The following is a 22,432-nucleotide window of genomic DNA, read 5'->3' as shown; positions in this document are numbered from 1 at the left end:
AGTCAGAAACGCATTCGCTATTCACGACTTGCATGGTATGAAGACCAGCCCCACCGCTGAGGGGGATTCATCACGTCAGAACGATTGTTTGTCGGCTTGCCATACCGAACCGTTTAAGTTTAGCCGCAAAAGGTACGTTTCACCAGCCTGGCCCGCCGCGTATGTGCGCCATAACGAATTAATGCAAAGTAAACATATTCTTGACTACCACATCGAAAATAGATAGCGAAAAAACTCAACTTCTTTCCCACCAGGCCGTTAATATAAATATGGGATAAAAAGTGAATGCAGATAGCCTGTCTGCGCGAGGAGAGAAAAATGCCGAAAATTTCTTTTGATCCTGAGTCCGGTGAACATAAGGTCATTGGTGTGATCACAACCGTCAATGTCACGCATGGCGGTTCCCTCTTCATTACTGAGACCGAAAACGGCGGCGTAACGACAACCACCGTCGAGTTTAATAACGGGGGATACGTCTCTTCTACACCAAACGAGGAGGGATTATGTGTCGCCAGCAAAGATGTGCTGATAACCTATACTGACGATCCAAATAACAAAGGCGGCATCACAATGAATGTGACCATGGATGAAAGCGTCAAATAAACGTCTGAGTACGGGTAATAAAAGCGTCGCTTTCAGGTCCTGCGGCGACGCTTTTAACGATGATTTATGCATTTCCTCTTTTGCTGCCTGATTAATTAATTTTTTGCCATTCATGGAAAATCCTGATTCTTATGAATGGACAATTGAATATATCATCATTCCTGTTGAATATTTAACTGACTAAACCATTTTGTCTGGAAAACGCCTTAACTTTCATTTTGAATGTTTCCAGGTCGTCTTGCTCCGCAAGTAATATGATATTTCCGCGAATATTATTTATTTGCTGTCGGTGTACATCCGTCAGTTTTTGCGCGGCAACAGGCTGGAGGAGGATAGCGGAAAGCGTTATTAATTTTTCGCCTGACCGTTCAGATATCACCCTGATAGCATCTGGGAAGTACCCAGGCGCACCGGCCATTACGCTGTTTATAATCAAGAAAAAATAGTCCATCGCGCACTCCCTCTCTTGAACGGGTTTTAGTACGGATTACTTCTATTAAATTACTTTTAATATATAGCCTGGCAATAACGTTGCATTGCTATTATCAGCACAGTACGACACTGATTAACAAGAATTACTTATCGGGAAGAAGATCCAGATTCAGAAAATCACAGTGTACTGCCCGTTTTGATGTCAGAGACAAACAGCAACCAGGTTCGACGGCACCAGCGAATGGCCATCGAACCAGTGCGGAGAGCAGATTATGAGGGCACCGAGCCTTCTGGCGCCGTCTGTTTTGCCAAAGTACGCGCCAGAATCGAAGAATATAACGGTTTCCCACCAAGAAATTGTGCGAGTAACGTCGCACCGAGGCAGGTAATAATCATCGGCAGTATAAGCTGATAATTATCTGTCATTTCCAGTACCAGGACGATCCCCGTTAGCGGAGCACGAACGGACGCAGCAAATAACGCCCCCATCCCGGCAATGGCAAACGTACCGGCTTGAAGCCCATAGGCCGGGAACAACTCCGCGACACCCACACCATAGGCGGTGCCGAGCACGGTACCTAACGCCAACATTGGCGCGAAAATTCCGCCAGGCGCCCCGGAGCAAAAACAGAGCAGCGTTGTAAGCAGACGGACCAGAAACATCACGATTAATGCATAAAACGTAAAGCCGCCGCTGGCCGCATCGGGGATCAATTCAAAGCCGCCTCCGGCCCCTGGCGCATAAAGCAGCGCAAGGATGCCACATCCGCCGCCTATACATCCCCCTACCACCAGGGTTCGCCATGTTCGCCCGCCATAGATATGCTGAAAACCATCCTGAAAAAGAAAGACGAGGCGATTAAATAATACGCCGACGAGGCCAAATAACATCCCCAACACGAGATAGAGCCACAGCGTATTGACTGGCGCATTGGATAACTGCCCTACGGCGATGACCGGGCTTTCGCCATTAAATGTGCGAAATACGATGCTTGCCATGATCACGCCAATAAAAACGGCTTTGATGGAGATAAGGTTATAGCGAAATTGCGGCCTCATCTCTTCGAGAATAAAGAGAATACCCGCCAGCGGTGCGTTAAACGCTGCCGCCAGACCGGCAGCCGCCCCCGTTGCCAGCAATGAATGGCGCGCCTCACCATGTTTTATCCGCAACAGGTCAGAGACCATTCGGCCAATATTACCACCGAGCTGAACGGTTGGCCCTTCTCTCCCGAGCACCATGCCTGCGCCGAGCGTTCCCATACCGCCAAAAAACTTCACCGGTATGACACGCCACCAGCGTACAGGGCGTAACTCTTCCAGCGCGCCTTCGATTTCAGGAATACCGGAGCCCGATGCTTCAGGCGCAAAACGCCTGACGAGAAAATAGCCCATCACCGCCAGCAGCCCGGAGATAATAAAAGCCATAATCCATAGCGCCCACCCGCTTAAGTCAGCCTGCTGCAGAAAACTTATTCGCCAGTGCTGCACGGCATTGACGGCGCGAAAGAATGCGACGCCAGCAAACCCTACGAGCGTGCCAACAATAGCAGCACAAATTAATACGGCGACGGGCGTCCGGTCACGGTACAGCAACGCTTTGAACATGCTTTTGCGTGCCAGTTCCGTTTCTGGAACTTGCACATCTGATGAACCAGGAACAATCATTTTTTGCAATGTCATCTACCAACAAGGGAGGAGAGTTTAACGCACCTTATGCCGACTAAACAAAAACGATGTCGTTACAGGACGTATCACTTCCCTTGCAACAGGTTCTTTCGGGCGGAATAACGCCCTGTCGTGTTGCTGTCAGCCCGCTGTCGTGTGGGTGTCGTGTTGCTCTTATCTGGCCCCAGACATACTTCTGCCGGGTAAACATTTAGCCAGGAGAATACCATGACTATTTTCACCATCCTCAGTCATACCCCGCTGTGGGTATGGACACTTTTTGCTTTTCTTATAATGCGGGGTTATGCCGCTCTCTCAGAGAGAGAAATGAATATCAGTCAGTTGTTTATTTTACCGCTACTCTTTCTGATTTGGGGAGTATGGGGTTTAAAGGAAGAGTTTAATTTTAATGTTGCCTCATTAGTGGGCATGTTTAGCGGACTTGCGTTGGGTATTGTGGCCGGGTGGCGGTTATGGAAAAACCAGCCTCGTTTAAAAAACAAACCGCATAGCGACAGAATTATTCGCGCGGGCACGCCTCTGACACTGATTTTTATTATCATGGGCTTTGGCTCGAAATATTGTTTGCTGGTTTGGTTGTCGTTGCATCCGGAAGCACCCTATGCCGTACAATTCAGCGCCCTGTTCGGCGTTATTACCGGACTTGTTGATGGGTTATTCTGGGGTGGGACACTGAATCTTTTTTCCTCATGGCGCAAAATGTCGCCACATGTACGAGGCGCTTAGGCAGATTCTGCGGCACTCTGGCACACCCTTTTGGCAAATTATGCGGCCTGCTGTCGTCATACAGGCCCACGGAACATAATTACTCGCCGTTGAGTACCAGCTTATTATAGGCCTCTAATAGTTGCGTCTGAGAAACATAACGGTCGGCCACAAAAGAGATGGCGCCACATTTACCATTGCTAAACGTCACAAAGCTAATCTCTATCGCCAGGCTTTTTACAACCGCGCCGGGATAGATACAATTAATCTTACGTTCATACGGTCTGACATCGATTAATTCAGCAGGTTTATCTTTGATAAATAAAAGGACTTTCCTCATTTTTCATTCACATTAATCAACAGATACCTGAGTGGAATGTAATTATTACATCACCCTGGCTGGCATCTTAATTTCAGGAATAATCTGAGAGCACATAACACTCATCAAAGCGTCGTGCTTTCCGGATTTATTTTATCCCTCCCTTACAGCCGAAAAAACAAAACATACTATGGAGATCAGGCGACATTAAAAAATAGTCTAACGTCATGAGACCATCGATTAAAGGTAGACATACTTAATGAATTATTGCACCGATAAATTATTTCATTATCAACTATGTCGCTTGAATCACATTGCACCGCTTCGGTTAGCACGTTAACTTAACATTTGCGTAGCATTTAATTATCACGCATAAAAAACCGGGCATCAGCCCGGTTTTTTATGCTATTTCTGGCCCTACTCGCTCAGGCCTCGGTTTTTCAGCATCGGTTCAATCTGCGGATCATGACCGCGCCACTGGCGATAAAGTTCAGCTAAATCAGTACTATTGCCACGCGACAAAATCGCTTCGCGGAATCTTTGCCCGTTTTCTCGGGATAAACCGCCCTGCTCCACAAACCACTGGAAGCCGTCGTCCGCCAGCATTTGCGTCCACAGATAGGCATAATAACCCGCTGCGTAACCGCCACCGAAGATATGGGCGAAGTAGCTGCTGCGATAACGGGGCGGTACCGCTGCGATATCAAGCCCTTCGCGGCGAATCGCCTGCGCTTCAAAGGCATCGACATCGCTGACCTGAGTCACGCCATCCAGACTGTGCCAGTTCATGTCCAACAAAGCCGCACTCAGCAACTCCGTCATGTCATAGCCTTTATTGAACTGGGTACTGCGCAACATTTTATTGCGTAGCGCTTCCGGCATTGGCTCATCGGTTTGATAATGGCGCGCATAACGTGTGAACACCTCAGGATGGCTGGCCCAGTGCTCGTTAATCTGTGACGGGAACTCAACGAAATCACGCGGCGTATTGGTCCCCGACAGGCTGGCATAGCGCTGGCGGGCGAACAAACCATGCAGCGTATGGCCAAACTCGTGAAACAGGGTGATGACATCATCCCACGATAAGAGCGCCGTCTGCCCGGCGGCCGGTTTCTGGTAGTTGCAGACATTGTAAATAACCGGTTTGGTGGAAAGCAGCGTCGATTGCTCAATGAAATTCCCCATCCATGCGCCGCCGCTCTTTGAATCGCGGGCAAAGAAATCGCCATAAAACAGCGCCAGCCCTTCATCATTCTGGTCGAATATTTCCCAGACTCGCACATCCGGGTGGTAAACAGGAATATCGGTACGTTCTGCGAAACGAATGCCAAAGAGTTGGCTCGCTGCATAGAACACCCCTTCGCTCAGCACCGTGTTGAGCGCAAAATAAGGGATGACCTGTGATTCGTCGAGGTCGTATTTCGCGCGTCGGACCTGTTCGGCATACCACGGCCAGTCCCAGGCCTGGGCGGTGAAGCCCCCCTGCTGTTCATCAATGACCTGCTGAATATCTGCCAGTTCACGTTCAGCGCGGGCACGTGCCGCCGGGGCAATACCGCGCATAAAATCAAACGCGGCCTGTGGGTTGCCTGCCATCTGGTCGGCCATTTTCCAACTGGCGTAATCCGGGAAGCCGAGCAATGACGCCTGTTGCGCCCGTAATTGCGCCAGACGCAATACGATAGCGCGCGTGTCATTGGCATCCCCGCGCGAAGTACGTGACCAACTGGCAGTAAACAGATTTTCGCGCGTCTGACGGTCCCGCAGCGCGGCCAGCGCCGGTTGCTGTGTGGTGTTTAATAGTGAAAGCAACCAGCGATCGGTCAGCCCTTTTTCTCGCGCCGCATCGGCTGCGGCGGCGATAGCGTCATCGCTCAGTCCGTCGAGTTGATGGAGATAATCCACCACCAGACCACCGGCTTTGTCTGCCGCCAGCAGGCGCTGATTAAACTGGCTGGTGAGCGTAGCCGCCTCGGTATTTAATGCTCTCAGTACCGCTTTATCGTCAGCGGAAAGCGTCGCGCCAGCCAGTATAAAGCGCTGATACATCACCTCGACCAGCCGTAAAGACTCATCATCCAGACCGGCTGATTCCCGATTGCGCCAGACGGATTCAACGCGCGCAAACAGGGCGTCATTGAGATAAATATCATTCGCCAGTTGCGCAAGTTCAGCGGAGAACGCTTCGTCGAGTTGCTGTAAAAAATCATTGGTATGCGCGGAGGTCATCGCGAAAAAGACACTGGTTACTCGCGTCAACAACTCACCGCTGCACTCCAGCGGCAACAGGGTATTATCAAACGTGGCGGGAGCCGGGTTCTGCGCAATGGCGGACACCTCGGCGCGTTTTTCCTCAACCCCACGGTCGAATGCGGGGCGATAGTGATCCTGATGGATAAGATCGAAGCGCGGTGCCTGATACGGCAGCGTGCTGACATCGAAGAAAGGATTCGTTACCGACATAATTTACTCCTGAATGCGGTTAGTTACCCCAGACCAGACATCCATGGTATTGGCTGTGATGATCTATCAGTAGCACAAAGTGAAGATTTTTTGCCAGGCTTAACTTAGGTTACCGCCACCGAGCGGTGCGTGCTATGGTAATACACCACAAAAAGCGTTGAGGAACAGCAAGATGATAATTTTGGTTACCGGGGCAACAGCGGGTTTTGGTGAGAGTATCACACGTCGTTTTATTGAAAATGGACACAAAGTCATTGCAACAGGCCGCCGTCAGGAGCGCCTGCAAGAGCTGAAAGACGAACTGGGCGACAATCTGTTTACGGCGCAAGTTGATGTGCGTAACCGCGCAGCCATTGAAGAGATGCTGGCAAATTTGCCTGCTGAATGGAAAGAGATTGACGTGCTGGTGAATAACGCCGGGTTAGCCCTGGGACTCGAACCTGCGCACAAAGCCAATGTGGATGACTGGGAAACCATGATCGACACCAACAACAAAGGCCTGGTCTATATGACCCGGGCGGTGCTGCCGGGCATGGTGGAACGCAATCGCGGTCATATCATCAACATCGGTTCGACCGCGGGGAACTGGCCGTATGCCTGTGGTAACGTCTATGGCGCCACCAAAGCGTTTGTGCGTCAGTTCAGTCTGAACCTGCGCACCGACCTTAACGGCACCGCCGTTCGCGTAACCAATATCGAGCCGGGCCTGGTGGGCGGTACGGAGTTCTCGAATGTGCGTTTTAAAGGCGATGACGCGAAAGCCGAAAAAACCTATGAAAATACCAACGCCCTGACACCGGAAGATGTGACCGAGGCGGTCTGGTGGGTGGCGACGCTGCCAAAACACGTCAATATCAATACCCTGGAGATGATGCCAGTAAGCCAGACCTATGCGGGTCTGAGCGTACATCGCGCAGGCTAATTTTCCCGCCCCGGCCTGCGGGCCGGGTATGGGAACGGCGTCTATTTAATGGTATGGTAGCTGGGTTAACCTCTTAAAAAGTAAGTGCGAATGATCGTTGAAACCCAGCTCAACCCGACGCAACCCGTCAACCAGCAAATTTACCGTATTCTCCGTCGGGATATTGTTCATTGCCTGATTCCGCCGGGAACCCCGCTTTCTGAAAAAGAAGTGTCGATCCGTTTTGACGTTTCACGTCAACCCGTGCGTGAAGCCTTTATCAAGCTGGCGGAAAACGGTCTGATTCAAATCCGCCCCCAGCGCGGCAGCTATGTGAATAAAATCTCCCTGGCTCAGGTCCGTAACGGCTGCTTCGTGCGTCAGGCCATTGAGTGTGCGGTCGCCCGTCGTGCCGCCGGGATGATGACGGACAGCTATTGTTATCAGCTTGAGCAGAATCTCAATCAGCAACGCACTGCCATTGAGCGCAAGCAGTTGAATGATTTTTTCCAGTTGGATGATGAGTTTCACCAGAAACTCGCGCAAATTGCCGACTGTCAACTTGCCTGGGATACCATTGAAAACCTCAAAGCGACCATGGACCGTGTGCGCTATATGAGTCTTGACCATGTATCACCTCCGGAAATGCTGCTGCGCCAGCATCAGGATATTTTTGATGCGCTGGAAAAAAGAGACGCCGATGCGGTGGATCAAGCGATGACCCACCATCTGCAGGAAATCAGCGGTTCTGTGAAACTCATCAGCCAGGAAAATCGCGACTGGTTTAGCGAAGAGTAACTCCCCTCCTCCTGTTTTGTTTTTGAAACGTTGTGCTGTTTTTGCGCGCTAAAAAGTGTGACGTTGATCAAAAACAAAAAATCATCTTAGCAAAAGCGTTTTCATAAGGCGTCCGTGACGGGGACGCCTTATGCCCCGGCATGTTTTGCGGATGATAAAAGGAGAAACCACCATGATGACTTATGATCGTAACCGTAATGCAATCACCACCGGCAGCCGCGTCATGATTAATGGCACAGGTCGTACCGGGAAAATTATCGCTATCCATGCCAATGGAATGACGCCAGCTCAGTTGCGTCGTAGCAAAACGGTAGAAGTGGAAGGTTGTGAAGGCCAGTTTGAACCTGTTGAACTGATTCGCCTTGGCCTGCACTAATGGTGTGATGCCGCCTGAGGGCGGCATTTAGATCAGAATTTCGCCGCGTACTGTGCAACCGTGGCTTTCGCGCCGTTCGCCAGCAATGCCTGATAGGCACGCGTTACCTGTTCAACAAAAGTCGCATCTTTCGGCAGCTCAGTGCCAAAAATCGCCTCAATACCCAGCAATGCGTTAACGCGTGCTTCCCCTTCTGCACTGCCTGCTACAGCCTGCTGAATCACAGCCAGCAGCGGATCGCTCACTTCGATCGCATTGCCCTGCTCATCAACACCGCCCACATAGCGCATCCAGCCTGCAACCCCCAGCGCCAGCAGATCAAAGGCATGCTGATGGACACGGTGCCAGCGCACGGAATCCAGCATACGTTGAGGCAGTTTCTGGCTGCCATCCATCGCAATCTGCCAGGTACGGTGACGCAGCGCCGGGTTGCTGTAACGCGCAATCAGCAAGTCCGCGTAATGCGCCAGATCGACCCCTTTCACTTTCAGCGTCGGTGCCTGCTCCTGCAACATCAGGGCATGGGCAGCGCGACGATAGTTGTCGTCTTCCATGCACTCATTGATGTGCTGGTAACCGGCCAGATAGCCCAGATAGGCGAGGAAAGAGTGGCTGCCGTTAAGCATGCGCAGTTTCATCTCTTCAAATGGCACCACGTCAGCGACGAGTTCAGCCCCGGCTTTTTCCCATTCCGGGCGACCTGCCACAAAGTTATCTTCGATAACCCACTGACGGAACGGTTCACAGGCCACGCCCGCCGGGTCGCGCACACCGGTCAGTTGTTCAATTTTATCCAGCGTATCCGCCGTCACGGCGGGAACAATACGGTCAACCATTGTTGACGGGAAGGTCACGTTCGCGTCAATCCAGTCGGCCAGTTCTGCATTAACCGCACGGGCATAGGCGCAAATAACATTACGTGTGACATGGCCGTTTTCCGGCATGTTGTCGCAGGACATCACCGTGAAGGCCGCCAGCCCTTTAGCTTTACGACGCGCCAGCGCTTCAACAATCACCCCGGCGGCAGATTTCGGCTGCTGCGGATTTTGTAAATCGGCGGCAATAAACGGGTGATCGAGCATCAATTGCCCGGTAGCCGGAGAGTGGCAATAACCTTTTTCCGTAATCGTCAGTGACACAATCGCCACCTGCGGTTCGCACATCGCCGCAAGAACCGCTTCCAGACCATCAACCCCGGCATGCAGTGCGCGTTTGGCGACACCGACAACACGCGCAGTCCACGCATCAGCAGACATTTCCGCCACGGTATAGAGATTATCCTGCGCTTTCAGATCAGCAATTTGCTGTTCGCCGCCAATCAGATTGACCTCACAGTAGCCCCAGTCGCTGCCATGCTCTGTTGCCAGAATGTCAGCATAGACAGATTGATGTGCGCGATGGAACGCACCGAATCCCAGATGCACAATGCGCGGGACAAGATGTTGACGGTCGTATACCGGAACAACGGCATTCGCCTTTAACAGCTGATTTTCCATGGTTTTACTCATTTGATAGTTAAAAATCGCTTCATTGCGGTGAGTGACATCATCATGCTGTAAACCATCTCATTTGATTGGTATGACATCTTTGATTCAAGTCAACTACCATACAAGAAGGATGAGGTTTTGCAGTTTGTTTTTACTGAATTCATTCCCCCTCCCAGAGAGGGGGCAACAAAAGAGCCGTAAGTCTGGTTTTATTATCAGTGTTGTCCCCACTGTTGGTATTCGCCCTGGCGTCGGCGCGGCGCGGTTTCAGGCATTAGCGCCAGGCCAATCACCGAAATCACACCTAATACGATGACATACGCCGCCATACCGTAATAATGCCCACCGGTCATCTGCAGGATTTTCACCGCCACCAGCCCCAGAACACCGCTACCAATCAGAGAACCGACCTGCCAGATCAGGGCGATACCGCTGCAGCGGATATGCGTCGGGAATAATTCCGGGAAGAACGATGCCTGGGGTGCGTAACACATGCTGTGGCCAAAGGTAATAACCATGACCATCGCAATCTGCGTCAGCCAGTAACTGTCCTGATTGATGGCGAGGAAGAACGGAATAATGGCAAGCACCTGCAATAGAGCCCCGGCGATGTAAACCGGTTTACGGCCAATTTTGTCGCTTAATGCCCCCATCGCCGGGATGGCAATAATTTCCAACAGTACGGCGACGATCATGGCATCCATCAGGATATTGGCGCTTAAGTTATTTGCTTTACCGTAGGCCAGCACAATCACGGTAAACATGGCGAAGGTACAGGCTTCGATTAATTTCGCGCACACCCCTTTCACCACAATCCCCGGATAATGACGGATAACCTCGACAACCGGGCGGGATTCAACCGCTTTGGTTTCGCGGATTTTGGCAAACACCGGCGACTCATCAATACGTAAGCGAATAAACAGGCCAACGATGACCAACAGTGCGCTCAGCAGAAAGGGAATACGCCAGCCGTAATCCATCATCGCCTCTGGTGAGAGAACGCCGTTGAGTAAGGCAAAGAGGGCCATTGGCAACAGGAAGCCAGCCGGTGCACCAATTTGTACCCAGCTCGCAAAAAAGCCCCTGCGCGTCGGCACAGAGTATTCTGCGGTCATTAATACCGCCCCCGCCTGCTCACCTCCTACGCCAAAACCTTGTAAGACGCGGATCAGGATGAGTAATACCGGCGCCCAGATACCGATTTTTTCATAGGTTGGTAATAAGCCGATGCAGAACGTTCCCAGCCCGACGATTAAGATTGTGATAACCAGTGCTTTTTTACGCCCGACTTTATCGCCGATATGACCAAAGACAATGCCGCCTAACGGACGGGCTAAAAAGCCCACAGCATAGGTGGCAAATGCGGCCAGGGTACTGATAAGAGGATCGGTACTGGGGAAAAAAAGGTGACCAAAAAACAGAACAGCGGCCGTACCGTAAGCGAAGAAATCATAATATTCCGCCGCGGTACCGATGGCCGACGCGGTGGCGACACGTTTGATAACAGGTGTGTTATCTGTTGCGTTTTTGATATCCACTGAACTTACCATAATCGTATTCCCGAGTAAGAAGTTTGTTATTTGGGCAACATCCTTATCAACGTGTTAACTACCAGTTCCACAACGTGCCATCTTCCAGCCGGGCGACCGGCAGACACGCTGGATCGTAGGGGTATTTTGCCGCCAGTTTTTCATCAAACTCGATGCCAAGGCCTGGTTTGTCGCCTGGATGCATATAGCCATTATCAAAGCGCCAGCTATGTGGGAAAACTTCGAGCATTTGCTCTGAATATCCCATGTACTCCTGGACACCGAAATTCGGTACCCATAGATCAAAATGCAGCGCCGCGGCATGGCAGATCGGCGAGAGATCGGACGGACCGTGCGAACCGGTACGGACCTGGTAGAGTGAAGCGAAGTCAGCGATACGGCGCATACCCGTTATCCCACCCGCATGGGTAATCGTGGTACGGATATAGTCGATAAGCTGCTCTTCAATAAGTTGCTTGCAGTCCCAGATACTGTTAAACACCTCACCCACCGCAATCGGCGTGACGGTATGCTGGCGAATCAGACGGAAGCACGCCTGGTTTTCAGCAGGCGTCGGGTCTTCCATCCAGAACATGCGGAACGCTTCAATGCTTTTACCAAAGCGCGCGGCCTCAATTGGCGTCAGACGGTGATGCATGTCATGCAGCAGGTGTTCGTGGAAACCGAATTTGCTGCGCACGGCGTCGAACAGTTTGGGGGTAAAATCGAGGTATTTCTCGGTGGACCACAGTTGCTCTTCCGGCCACACCCCTTTGGTTGCCGGTTCGTAGGCAAGCCCTTTACCTTTCGCCATGCCGTAGGTGGTTTTCATTCCCGGTACGCCGCACTGCACGCGAATCGCTTTAAAGCCCATCTCTTTGTGCCGCGCGTAATCTTCCAGCACATCATCAATGGTGTGACCCGTTGTGTGGCAGTAGACCATCACCCCATCGCGGGAAGCGCCGCCCAACAACTGATACAACGGCATGTTGGCGGCTTTAGCCTTGATGTCCCACAACGCCATGTCTATCGCGGATATCGCCGACATCGTGACCGGGCCACGGCGCCAGTACGCGCCTTTATAGAAAAACTGCCAGATATCTTCAATGCGGTGTGCATCGCGCCCGATTAACTGTGGGCAAAGATGGTCTTTCAGATATGAGGCCACGGAGAGTTCGCGACCATTGAGGGTGGCATCGCCGAGTCCAACAATGCCTTCATCGGTGGTGATTTTTAATGTGACGAAGTTACGCCCCGGACAGGTGACAAAAACCTCGGCCCCAACAATCTTCATTTTTCGTTCCTTACACCTTCACTGTGATGCAAGAAATTTATCTTTACGCATACTACCATACAAGTATAAAAGACAAGAAACCGATCCGTGATCACAAAAAAAGCGCCTGGATTTTACGCGCACCAAACGACACAGGGCCGCGCCAGCTCTCACTGGTGCGGCCCTGGTAACCCTTAACCCCGGTACATGTCTCTTACGACATGACGTTTTGCCTGTCGCCGCCTGAGCGGCAACTATGACTACCGGGCAGGCACATTAATTCGCCTGATGAATAGAACTAACCGCCCGATTCCGCCCCTGCGCTTCGGCAGCATCTTCCAGAATGCTAAGATCGCGGTCTTTGACTTCCGGCATCAGAATCGCCGACACCAGGCCAATCAGTGAATAGACAATGACCATCGCCAGAATCGGCAGCCAGGAACCGGTCATGTTGCAGAAGATCCCCGCCAGAACCGGGCCAAAGCCTACGGCCACCAGACCACCCGCCTCTTTGGATATCGCCATCCGGGTAAAGCGGTTACGCGAACCGAAGATTTCAGCCATGGTGATATTTTCCAGTGCGAACAGCCCCAGTACGGCAAAGTTATGGATAACAATCAACGCCGTCATGATAACGCCCGGACTGTAGCTCTTATCCACGACAATCGACAGCATCGGGTACGCCAGAATGATCGCCGAGATATTCAACAGAATGTAAGGCAAACGGCGACCAAATTTGTCCGACAGCCAGCCCAGCAACGGAATGGTGACAAAACCAATGATGGAGCTGATCATCAACGCATCCGTAGGGATAGATTTATTGAACATCAGCGTCTGCACCAGATACCCGGCAAGGAAAGTTTGAATCAGACCCGAGTTACCAGCCTGGCCGAAACGTAAGCCGGTCGCCAGCCAAAACGATTTGCTCGTAAACATCGCCCCCAGCGAACTTTCTGATGACTTACTCTGTGCAGGTGCGTGTTCGCCTTCGTTAACTTTTTCAAACACCGGGCTTTCTTTGAGGTTCATTCGCAGCCAGATAGCAAAGATCATGACCACAACACTCGCCAGGAACGGAATACGCCATCCCCATGCCAGCAGTTCTTCTCTGTCGAGAGCAAAGAACATCACCGCCCAGATAGCCGTTGCGCTCAGCGTACCGCAGTTAGTGCCCATCGCTACCAGCGAAGAGATAATGCCTCGCTTCCCTTTTGGCGCATATTCCGCCAGCATGGTCCCCGCCCCGGAAATTTCCGCACCGGCACCCAGCCCCTGAATAATACGTAACGTCACCAGCAACACAGGGGCAAATATGCCAATTTGCGCATAGGTTGGCAGTACGCCAATTAATGTCGTGCAGATCCCCATCATGGTGATGGTAATAAACAGCACTTTTTTGCGACCAATACTGTCACCCATTTTGCCGAAAATAAACGCACCGACAATACGGGCGATATAGCCTGCACCGTATGTCCCCATCGCAAGAATAAGCGCCATCGCTGCGGATTGTTCAGGGAAGAATATTTCATGAAAAACCAGTGCTGCGCCTAATGAATAGAGCTGGAAATCCATAAATTCCAACGCGGTGCCCAGCCAGCCGGATACTGCCGCTCTTACCAGGTCTTTTGTGCTTCGCTCATGTGTTGTTTCTGTCATAATGGCTATCTCTAAGAGGTAGATGCGTATACGCCTAATCCTTCAGGCTGCCTCTTTATTGGCTGCACTCATTTATCCCAGTTACGTACAACGCTTATGCGTCTGAGATGTCATTTATTTGCCGCCTCGACGCAACATGAATAATTCTGCGTAGATAAAAATGTCTTTATTGTTCATCGGAAAAAGTCAGTAATACCTTGCAGCACTTACGCTGGTCCTTCTCAAATACTTCTATTGCGTCGATAACGTGCTGATAATCAAAAGCATGAGTAATCAGTTTATCCGGGTCGATTAATCCTTTTTGCAACCACTCGATAACCGTGGGGAATTTATTCGCGTTCAGGCGAGAAGAAAAAATAGAGAGCTCTTTACCCGTAATACCTTGCTGAATAATCTGGCAAGGATCGCTGGAGAAGCCCATCAGAACAATGCGCGCCGCCGGTGAAGCCAGGCCAATGGCCTCCTGCAGAATTGACGGGTGACAGGCAGCATCAACAATCAGCGTGGGTTTAAGCCCCTTCTCCGCTAAAAAGTCTTGCAGGGATTGCTGCCCGTTATTAATGACCCAGTCGGCACCGCAGTTTTTTGCCATGGCAAGACGTTCATCGATACGGTCGGCCACAATAATTTGCTTCACGTTATAAACGCCTTTCAGCGCCTGAACGGTTGTTAACCCCATTGGACCAGCACCGTAAATTAGCGCAACGTCATTTTCTCTGGGGGCGGCCTGACCGGTGACATTCGCAGCGATAGTAAAGGGCTCAATCATCACGGCATGTTTATCGGAGATGGCATCTGGAATAGTGAACGCATTCTTAGCCGGTACTGTCGCATATTGGCTAAACCCACCGTCGCGATGCACCCCTAATACGACCAGTGAAGTACAAACATTCGGTTTACCAATTGAACAGGGATAACACTCACCGCAACTAATAACCGGATCAACCGAAACACGCTCACCAATACGTTTTTTATCAACCCCATCACCCACCGCGTCGATAATACCGAAGAACTCATGACCAATAACGCGCGGGTATTTTGCAAAGGGATTATGGCCACGATAAATATGGCTGTCTGAACCACAAATCCCGGCAAGTTTCACCTTTACCCTGACTTCGCCTGCTGCAGGTACAGGCAATGGACGCTGTTCAATGACCAGGTTATTTGGCTCTCTGATAACCACACTTTTCATACGTAAATTCCTTACAGCTTTTATTGCGATGAAGGGAATTTACGCAACTGAACTACTACCATACAAGTATAACGATCAAAAAAGCTGCGAGCGATCACAAAAAACGGGCGCTTACGCGCGCCCCCACCCGGCAACGATAATCAGCATGCCGCAAAGTGCGATGGCGGCCCCCGTCCAGTCATACAGGCTGAGTTTCACACCATCCACCACCCTTAGCCATAATAAAGCCGTGCAGACGTACACCCCGCCATAAGCGGCATAGACTCTCCCGCTGGCGGCAGGATGCAGGGTCAACAGCCAGACAAAAAGCGCCAGCGCCAGCGCAGCCGGAAGCAGCAACAGCGGCGTAGCCCCCCGTTTCAGCCACAGCCACGGTAAAAAGCAGCCGACGATTTCACATATGGCGGTCAGGAAAAATAGCAGGGTTGTTTTGATCATCTCTCGCGTTTTCATTGTGTCGTGGTTGAACTATCTTAACGGATAACCCACTAATATGTGGACACCCGGCAGGGTATCCGCCCAGGGATGAATCGAGTAGAATTGCTCTGTAGCTTTTAGATCCCCTCAAGAAGGAAATTGCAATGAACATTTCACTTAGCAAACGCCTGTGCCTGACGGCAATGCTGACGCTGGGTGCCATCGTGTACACCGCCAGTGCCCCAGCGCAGACCAACAAGTTAGTGATTGAATCCGGCGACAGCGCGCAAAGCCGCCAGCAAGCAGCCATGGAAAAAGAACAGTGGGATGACACCCGTTCGCTGCGCCACAAAGTTAACAAACGTTTGGAAAAAGAGTGGGATAAAACTGACGTCGCCTTTGACGCACAGGATAATTGCCACAAAAGCGCTAACGTCAACGCATACTGGGAACCCAACACCCTGCGTTGCCTTGACCGCCGTACCGGTCGTCAGATTACGCCATAACCCCTTTCCTACTTCGGGCGTTTCCCCACGCCCGTCTTTGCTGTTGTCAAAAAGGATGTCCTATGACCGACGTTGCCCATGTCAAACTTCGCCCGCTCGAACGTGAAGATCTGCGTTTTGTGCATCAACTGGATAACAACGCCAGCGTCATGCGCTACTGGTTCGAAGAACCGTATGAAGCCTTTGTCGAGCTGTCAGATTTATATGACAAGCATATTCACGATCAAAGCGAACGCCGTTTTGTGGTGGAATATGATGGGGACAAAGCCGGACTGGTCGAGCTGGTTGAGATTAACCACGTCCACCGTCGGGCCGAGTTCCAAATAATCATCTCGCCAGAGCATCAGGGAAAAGGTCTCGCCACCCGCGCGGCAAAGCTGGCGATGGATTACGGCTTTACGGTGTTAAATCTCTATAAGCTCTATCTGATCGTGGATAAAGAGAATGAGAAAGCCATCCATATCTACCGTAAACTCGGGTTTATGGTGGAAGGCGAATTGATTCACGAATTTTTTATTAACGGCGAGTACCGTAATACTATTCGCATGTGTATTTTCCAGCAGCAATACCTGGAAAACCATAAAAGCAGCGGCGGAACATTGCTGAAACCCACCGCACAGTAAGCGCGGTGGTGAATGCCATCAATAGTATTCGATGGTGTTCTTAATGCTGTATTTCTTCGCGACAGAAGGCGTCACGCTCGTATCGACAATCTCCAGTTGGCAGGCCACCGGGTTATCATGCTTGTCGTACTCGCAGGTCTGTTTGACATTACCCAGTGGTTTATCATTCAGCGTGCTGACCGACGTATAATCGAGCTTCTTACCTTTTACATTCGATGGGGTCGAGACAACAGACAGATGCATATCTTTCGAGGTTGTTGATTTGCCCAGTGGATAGCCTTCGTCATCGTAACGGTAGTTGACTTCAACATCTTTACCACGCGCGGAAGAGATAAAGCCGCGCTCATCCGTATCCCACGTCAGCCCCGCGCTGGGAAATTCCGCCAACTGACATTTCCCTTGTAGACGAAGACGTTTTTCCTGGGTATCAGCATCAAGGTAATAGTTGGCATTCAGTACCAGTGAAACCCCGGTATTGTTTTCCAGATCATGCAGTTCCAGTGAATCGAAACACCCTTCTTTGGACATCGTGCCGCTGACGCGCTTCGATACCTCACCTTTTTCATTCAGTAATGTCTGGCTGAAATCTTTTACTGGACCGCGCAGTGGGTCAAAGTCGAATTCATTCGAAAAACTCGCCATCTCCGGCGTAAAAGATACAGGTCCTTTGTTGTCATCACACCCCGCCAGAATGGCCATCAGTGCGATGAGTATCATTTGTTTTTTCAATAGGTTCACCCAAATATCACAATGCGTTGCGCTTATCTTAGCAAATCTTGTAATTATTCGGGCAGAGACAATATCATTTCATCACATAAAGAGCGATTTCGCGCCCGTAAGGTTCCAGGCAACACCACAGACGGCCAATAGCAATAAAAAGAACGCCGCACAGGCGGCAAAACGTCGACTTTGCGTGACAGGGAGAAAACGTTTGATAGCAACGATATAGCCCGCCATGACGGCAAAATCGAACACGATCCACACCAGGCAAAGCGTGGTAATGCTGGTGGTAAAATCGCGGCTAATGGCAATAAACTGCGGGAAAAATGAGACAAAAAAGAGAATATCTTTTGGATTGGAAATACCGGTGAAAAATCCGCGCATAAACCCACCTGCCAGCACAGCCTTACCCCCCTCCTGTACCGGCCTTTGCGCCCAAATCTCACGCAATGACTGCACCGCTCCCCAGCCAATAAACACAGAACCGCCGATGCCCAGCAGCGCCAGATACCCTTTGTCCAGCGATACCGCCCCGGCGATAGCGAGAACGGCCAGGGTTATCAATACCAGCGAGGCGAGATTTGTTCCCAGAAGGGTTAGAAACGCCCTCGTATACCCCACGCGTGCCGCCGTCCCGGTCACTAACAGCACAACGGGACCGGGTGTTAAGAGTAAAAAAAGCACTGCGATAACATACGCGCTCAGGAGCGCAAGATTGAGTTCAGCCATAACGCGTTTCCCCCTGTTTTATCGTTCAGGGTAAAGGCGTACGCACCGGATGAAAAACGAGTTAAACTGGCCTCAATCGTGAGTAAAACTCAATATAAATAAATCGCTATGAAACAAAATATTCCTCATCTCTATGCCTTACGCGCCTTTACCGTAGCGGCACAATCCAGCTCATTCAGCCAGGCCGCCGAATTACTCAATGTGACCCCAGGCGCAGTCAGTCGCCATATCCGCACGCTGGAAGATCACTTCGCTTGCCAGCTTTTTGAGCGTAATGGGCCGAAGGTGATGCTTACTGATGCCGGGCGCATGCTGGCGGTACAGTTACAACAAGGGTTTTCACAACTGGAGAATGCCTGTCGGCAACTGCGCAGCACCCATGTGCAGTTGCGGCTCAAGGCCCCTTCCACGCTGACGATGCGCTGGCTACTGGATGTGATGGCAGATTTCCGGGCGCAACACGAGACGCCGGAAGTCGAGGTATCCAGTATCTGGATGGATATCGACAATGTCGATTTCACCAAAGAGCCTTTCGATTGCGCCATCCTGCTCGGCAATGGACATTTCGGTGCGGGAACGCGCTGTTTGCGACTGTTTGATGAATGGCTGCTCCCCCTTTGCGCTCCTGATTTGCTTGATAAGGCGCGTGATAATCTGGCGGCCTGTGAGCTTATCCACCCCTCACGCGACCGCCGGGACTGGCGACGCTGGCTGAACAGTAGCGGCTTATATAGCGGGTTGAGTCTGGCGGGCGGCAAAGTATTTGATACCCTCGAACAGGGCATGCTGGCAGCGATGGGGGGACATGGTGTAACGATTGGCGATCTTCTGCTCAGCCAGAGCGCGATGGATCAGCATCTGCTGGTCGCGCCGTTCCCGCTGGCGATCGGTACCGGCGATGGCTATTACCTGGTCTGGCCTGGCGATTCGGCACGGCAGAATAATATCGACAAGCTTGCCCTTTTTTTGCAGAAAAATATACCTCGCTATGTACATAACGATATAACGATACAAAACTAAGATAATGCGCATTCCTGTTTTGCGCAGATTTCGCTTAGCCTTACTTCTCAATACTATGCATTGAGCATTATTAATTAAGAAGGAGTCGCAAATGAAACATTCACTCTGGTTAGGTGCACTTTTGTTCATCGGCTCGGCATCTGCTTATGCCGCACCGGATTCCTGCGAAAGAGTAAAAAACGATATACAACAACGCATTATAAATAACGGCGTCCCCGAGACAGACTTTACGCTTACCATCGAACCCAACGATCAAAATAGCGCGTCGGGCGCCCAGGTTGTGGGCCATTGTAGTAACGATAACTGGAAAATTCTTTATACCCGCACCCGGGGTAGCGCGAATGCACAATCGGGGGAAATAACGCCGCAAGAGAGTGGCAAACCCGCCGCACAATAACTTCATTACCTTACAAAAATAATGGGGATTAGCCCTCTTCTTGATCCCCATTAAGATCCCCCTAACTCTTATTAAGTAGCATCACTCTCATCGTTAGCATGCTCGTAATTTCGACGGGTAATATTTTTCTATTATAAGCTATAACGGAGTGAGCTATGTCCATTGTTGAGAGTGGTGGCGGGATCAGCCGCCGAACACTCGTGAAATCCACTGCGCTGGGTTCGCTGGCGCTGGCGGCAGGCAGTTTTTCTCTGCCTTTTGGCATGCGAACCGCTGCTGCTGCGGTTCAAAGCGCCCTGCAACCGGCAGAAGATAAAGTCGTATGGGGCGCATGTTCCGTCAACTGTGGCAGTCGCTGTGCGTTGCGTTCACACGTACGCGATAACGAGGTCTACTGGGTCGAAACAGACAATACCGGGGAGGACGTTTACGGTAATCATCAGGTTCGAGCCTGCCTGCGCGGACGTTCAATCCGTCGTCGTATCAACCATCCGGATCGTCTGAACTACCCCATGAAACGCGTGGGTAAACGTGGCGAAGGTAAATTCGAACGTATATCGTGGGATGAAGCACTTGATACCATCGCAGGTAGCCTGAAAGGGATTGTGGAAAAATACGGTAACGAGGCGGTGTACATTAACTACTCCTCCGGTATCGTCGGCGGCAACATCACCCGTTCTTCCCCTTCTGCCTCTATTATTGCCCGCCTGATGGCCATTTACGGCGGCTTCCTCGGCCAGTACGGCACTTACAGTACGGCGCAGATCGCCTATGCGATGCCTTACACCTACGGCTCCAACGAAGGCAACAGTACGTCAGACATCGAAAACACCAAACTGGTGGTGATGTTTGGCAACAATCCGGCTGAAACCCGTATGAGCGGTGGCGGCATTACTTATTTTCTTGAACAGGCGCGCGAACGTTCCAATGCGCGCATGATCGTTATCGACCCGCGTTATACCGATACCGCTGCCGGGCGCGAAGATGAGTGGATCCCGATACGTCCGGGCACCGATGCCGCACTGGTTGCCGGTATCGCCTGGGTATTGATTAACGAAAACATGGTCGATCAGCCATTCCTGGACACGTACTGCGTCGGGTATGACGAAAAAACCCTGCCAGAAGGCGCGCCAGCCAATGGTCATTACAAAGCCTATATTCTGGGCCAGGGCGACGACGGCATTGCCAAAACGCCGCAATGGGCTTCTGCCGTGACCGGTATTCCGGTCGACCGCATTGTGAAACTGGCGCGTGAGATTGGTCAAACCAAACCCGCCTATATTTGCCAGGGCTGGGGTCCGCAGCGTCAGGCAAATGGCGAATTAACCGCCCGCGCTATCGCGATGCTGCCCATTCTGACCGGTAACGTCGGTATCAACGGCGGGAACAGCGGCGCGCGCGAATCCACCTATACCATTACCATTGAACGCATGCCGATGCCGGAAAACCCGGTAAAAACCAAAATTTCCTGCTTTAGCTGGACCGATGCCATTGAGCGTGGCGCAGAGATGACCGCCCTGCGTGACGGTGTTCAGGGTAAAGACAAACTCGACGTCCCGATCAAATTTATCTGGAACTATGCCGGTAACACCATCACCAACCAGCATGGCGACATCAACCATACCCATGACGTTTTACAGGACGACAAGAAATGCGAAATGATTGTCGTCATTGAGAATTTCATGACCTCATCGGCGATGTATGCGGATATCCTGCTGCCCGATTTAATGACCGTTGAGCAGGAAGATATCATCCCGAATGATTACGCCGGCAACATGGGTTATCTGATCTTTATCCAGCCGGTTACCGCACCGAAATTTGAGCGTAAGCCGATTTACTGGATAACCAGCGAAATCGCCAGACGCCTGGGGCCGGATATTTACCAGAAATTCACCGAAGGGCGTACACAGGAAGAGTGGCTTAAATATCTTTACGCCAAAATGCTGGCAAAAGATCCCCAACTGCCGTCCTATGACGATTTGAAAAAAATGGGGATTTACAAACGTAAAGACCCTGCCGGGCATTATGTGGCCTATAAAAAATTCCGCGACGATCCGCAGGCTAATCCGCTGAAAACGCCCTCTGGCAAAATTGAAATCTACTCCAGCAGACTGGCCAGAATTGCCAATACCTGGGAGATTCCGAAAGGGGAAGTGATCAGTCCGTTACCGGTTTATGCCTCGACGCCCGAAGGCTGGGACGACCCGGCGCGTAGTAAATATCCGCTACAGATGTTCGGTTTCCATTACAAATCCCGTACCCACTCCAGCTACGGCAATATCGATATCCTTGAGGCCGCCTGCCGCCAGGAGGTGTGGATCAACCCGATTGATGCGCAAAAACGCGGCATCGTAAGTGGGGATATGGTCAGAGTGTTCAACGGACGCGGCGAAGTACGCATTGCCGCTAAAGTCACTCCACGCATCATGCCGGGAGTGAGCGCCATGGGCCAGGGGGCCTGGCACAACGCCGATATGCAAGGCGATCGCGTTGACCATGGCGGCTGCGTGAACACGCTGACCACCCATCGTCCGTCACCGCTGGCGAAAGGTAACCCGCAGCACACCAATCTGGTCGAAATCGAAAAGGTTTAAGGA

22 protein-coding genes are annotated in these 22,432 nt (G+C 51.3%); 10 read left to right on the top strand and 12 right to left on the bottom strand.

The window, feature by feature from the left end; all coding sequences use genetic code 11:
- Positions 1-318 precede the first annotated feature (318 nt).
- A complete protein-coding gene (locus tag C5523_RS12570; RefSeq protein ID WP_039078886.1) occupies positions 319-603 on the top strand; it encodes a hypothetical protein in 285 nt (94 codons plus the stop codon).
- Between the two features lie 172 nt (positions 604-775).
- Here the strand turns inward: C5523_RS12570 and C5523_RS12565 are convergent, their stop codons facing one another.
- Together C5523_RS12565 and clcA are read right to left on the bottom strand one after the other, a co-directional pair.
- Positions 776-1,054, bottom strand: coding sequence for a hypothetical protein (locus C5523_RS12565; RefSeq protein WP_079498210.1), 279 nt, complete (start codon positions 1,052-1,054; stop codon positions 776-778).
- Positions 1,055-1,305: 251 nt separating this feature from the next.
- Positions 1,306-2,643, bottom strand: a complete 1,338-nt coding sequence (gene clcA, locus C5523_RS12560; protein WP_232034427.1) for a H(+)/Cl(-) exchange transporter ClcA — start codon at positions 2,641-2,643, stop codon at positions 1,306-1,308.
- 288 nt (positions 2,644-2,931) lie between these two features.
- Between clcA and C5523_RS12555 the strand changes: the two genes are divergently transcribed.
- Positions 2,932-3,450 (top strand): DUF6622 family protein, encoded by a 519-nt coding sequence (locus C5523_RS12555; protein WP_108701224.1) that lies wholly within the window; start codon positions 2,932-2,934, stop codon positions 3,448-3,450.
- 79 nt (positions 3,451-3,529) lie between these two features.
- Here C5523_RS12555 and C5523_RS12550 read toward each other — a convergent pair whose 3' ends face one another.
- Together C5523_RS12550 and dcp are read right to left on the bottom strand one after the other, a co-directional pair.
- Positions 3,530-3,769 carry a hypothetical protein gene (locus C5523_RS12550; protein ID WP_039078883.1) on the bottom strand — a complete coding sequence of 80 codons (240 nt, stop codon included), beginning with the start codon at positions 3,767-3,769 and terminating at the stop codon, positions 3,530-3,532.
- A 396-nt stretch (positions 3,770-4,165) separates the two neighbouring features.
- On the bottom strand, positions 4,166-6,211 hold the full coding sequence (gene dcp, locus C5523_RS12545; RefSeq protein ID WP_108701223.1) for a peptidyl-dipeptidase Dcp: 2,046 nt from the start codon (positions 6,209-6,211) through the stop codon (positions 4,166-4,168).
- A 172-nt stretch (positions 6,212-6,383) separates the two neighbouring features.
- Here dcp and ydfG point away from each other — a divergent pair, with 172 nt between their 5' ends.
- The 3 genes from ydfG (at position 6,384) to ydfZ (ending at position 8,286) form a co-directional block, all read left to right on the top strand.
- On the top strand, positions 6,384-7,133 hold the full coding sequence (ydfG, locus tag C5523_RS12540) for a bifunctional NADP-dependent 3-hydroxy acid dehydrogenase/3-hydroxypropionate dehydrogenase YdfG (RefSeq protein ID WP_108701222.1): 750 nt from the start codon (positions 6,384-6,386) through the stop codon (positions 7,131-7,133).
- 90 nt (positions 7,134-7,223) lie between these two features.
- Complete coding sequence (locus tag C5523_RS12535; protein ID WP_039078880.1) at positions 7,224-7,910, top strand: GntR family transcriptional regulator; 687 nt, start codon at positions 7,224-7,226, stop codon at positions 7,908-7,910.
- A gap of 172 nt (positions 7,911-8,082) precedes the next feature.
- Positions 8,083-8,286, top strand: a complete 204-nt coding sequence (gene ydfZ, locus C5523_RS12530) for a putative selenium delivery protein YdfZ (RefSeq protein ID WP_039078879.1) — start codon at positions 8,083-8,085, stop codon at positions 8,284-8,286.
- A gap of 32 nt (positions 8,287-8,318) precedes the next feature.
- Here ydfZ and C5523_RS12525 read toward each other — a convergent pair whose 3' ends face one another.
- The 6 genes from C5523_RS12525 to C5523_RS12500 form a co-directional block, all read right to left on the bottom strand.
- Positions 8,319-9,782: a mannitol dehydrogenase family protein gene (locus tag C5523_RS12525; protein WP_108701221.1), complete on the bottom strand. Its 1,464-nt coding sequence runs from the start codon at positions 9,780-9,782 to the stop codon at positions 8,319-8,321.
- 206 nt (positions 9,783-9,988) lie between these two features.
- Positions 9,989-11,323: an MFS transporter gene (locus C5523_RS12520; RefSeq protein WP_071194296.1), complete on the bottom strand. Its 1,335-nt coding sequence runs from the start codon at positions 11,321-11,323 to the stop codon at positions 9,989-9,991.
- 58 nt (positions 11,324-11,381) lie between these two features.
- On the bottom strand, positions 11,382-12,596 hold the full coding sequence (gene manD, locus C5523_RS12515) for a D-mannonate dehydratase ManD (protein WP_071194297.1): 1,215 nt from the start codon (positions 12,594-12,596) through the stop codon (positions 11,382-11,384).
- Positions 12,597-12,851: 255 nt separating this feature from the next.
- Entirely contained in the window at positions 12,852-14,231 is a 1,380-nt protein-coding gene (locus tag C5523_RS12510) for an MFS transporter (RefSeq protein ID WP_039078875.1), read from the bottom strand.
- A 166-nt stretch (positions 14,232-14,397) separates the two neighbouring features.
- A complete protein-coding gene (locus C5523_RS12505; RefSeq protein WP_079498204.1) occupies positions 14,398-15,423 on the bottom strand; it encodes a Zn-dependent oxidoreductase in 1,026 nt (341 codons plus the stop codon).
- Positions 15,424-15,534: 111 nt separating this feature from the next.
- Positions 15,535-15,861: a YnfA family protein gene (locus C5523_RS12500; RefSeq protein ID WP_039078873.1), complete on the bottom strand. Its 327-nt coding sequence runs from the start codon at positions 15,859-15,861 to the stop codon at positions 15,535-15,537.
- A 143-nt stretch (positions 15,862-16,004) separates the two neighbouring features.
- Here C5523_RS12500 and C5523_RS12495 point away from each other — a divergent pair, with 143 nt between their 5' ends.
- Positions 16,005-16,346, top strand: coding sequence for a DUF1283 family protein (locus C5523_RS12495; protein WP_108701220.1), 342 nt, complete (start codon positions 16,005-16,007; stop codon positions 16,344-16,346).
- A gap of 62 nt (positions 16,347-16,408) precedes the next feature.
- Complete coding sequence (speG, locus tag C5523_RS12490; protein WP_108701219.1) at positions 16,409-16,969, top strand: spermidine N1-acetyltransferase; 561 nt, start codon at positions 16,409-16,411, stop codon at positions 16,967-16,969.
- An 18-nt stretch (positions 16,970-16,987) separates the two neighbouring features.
- Here speG and C5523_RS12485 read toward each other — a convergent pair whose 3' ends face one another.
- A complete protein-coding gene (locus tag C5523_RS12485) occupies positions 16,988-17,686 on the bottom strand; it encodes a YnfC family lipoprotein (protein WP_064572401.1) in 699 nt (232 codons plus the stop codon).
- Positions 17,687-17,779: 93 nt separating this feature from the next.
- Positions 17,780-18,418: a LysE family translocator gene (locus tag C5523_RS12480; RefSeq protein WP_108701218.1), complete on the bottom strand. Its 639-nt coding sequence runs from the start codon at positions 18,416-18,418 to the stop codon at positions 17,780-17,782.
- 108 nt (positions 18,419-18,526) lie between these two features.
- Here C5523_RS12480 and C5523_RS12475 point away from each other — a divergent pair, with 108 nt between their 5' ends.
- The 3 genes from C5523_RS12475 (at position 18,527) to ynfE (ending at position 22,429) form a co-directional block, all read left to right on the top strand.
- The gene (locus tag C5523_RS12475) at positions 18,527-19,438 is read left to right on the top strand and encodes a LysR family transcriptional regulator (RefSeq protein ID WP_079498202.1); all 912 of its coding nucleotides are present in this window, start codon (positions 18,527-18,529) and stop codon (positions 19,436-19,438) included.
- A 91-nt stretch (positions 19,439-19,529) separates the two neighbouring features.
- A complete protein-coding gene (locus C5523_RS12470) occupies positions 19,530-19,835 on the top strand; it encodes a DUF1161 domain-containing protein (protein ID WP_071194302.1) in 306 nt (101 codons plus the stop codon).
- A 155-nt stretch (positions 19,836-19,990) separates the two neighbouring features.
- Positions 19,991-22,429 carry a selenate/tellurate reductase subunit YnfE gene (ynfE, locus tag C5523_RS12465; protein WP_079498199.1) on the top strand — a complete coding sequence of 813 codons (2,439 nt, stop codon included), beginning with the start codon at positions 19,991-19,993 and terminating at the stop codon, positions 22,427-22,429.
- The last annotated feature ends 3 nt before the right edge of the window (positions 22,430-22,432 follow it).

The sequence above is a fragment of the Phytobacter sp. SCO41 genome, from assembly GCF_003073275.1.
Lineage (GTDB): Bacteria > Pseudomonadota > Gammaproteobacteria > Enterobacterales > Enterobacteriaceae > Phytobacter > Phytobacter diazotrophicus.
The sequence above is the reverse complement of the archived record's forward strand: the minus strand, read 5'-3'. Positions and strand labels throughout refer to the sequence as shown.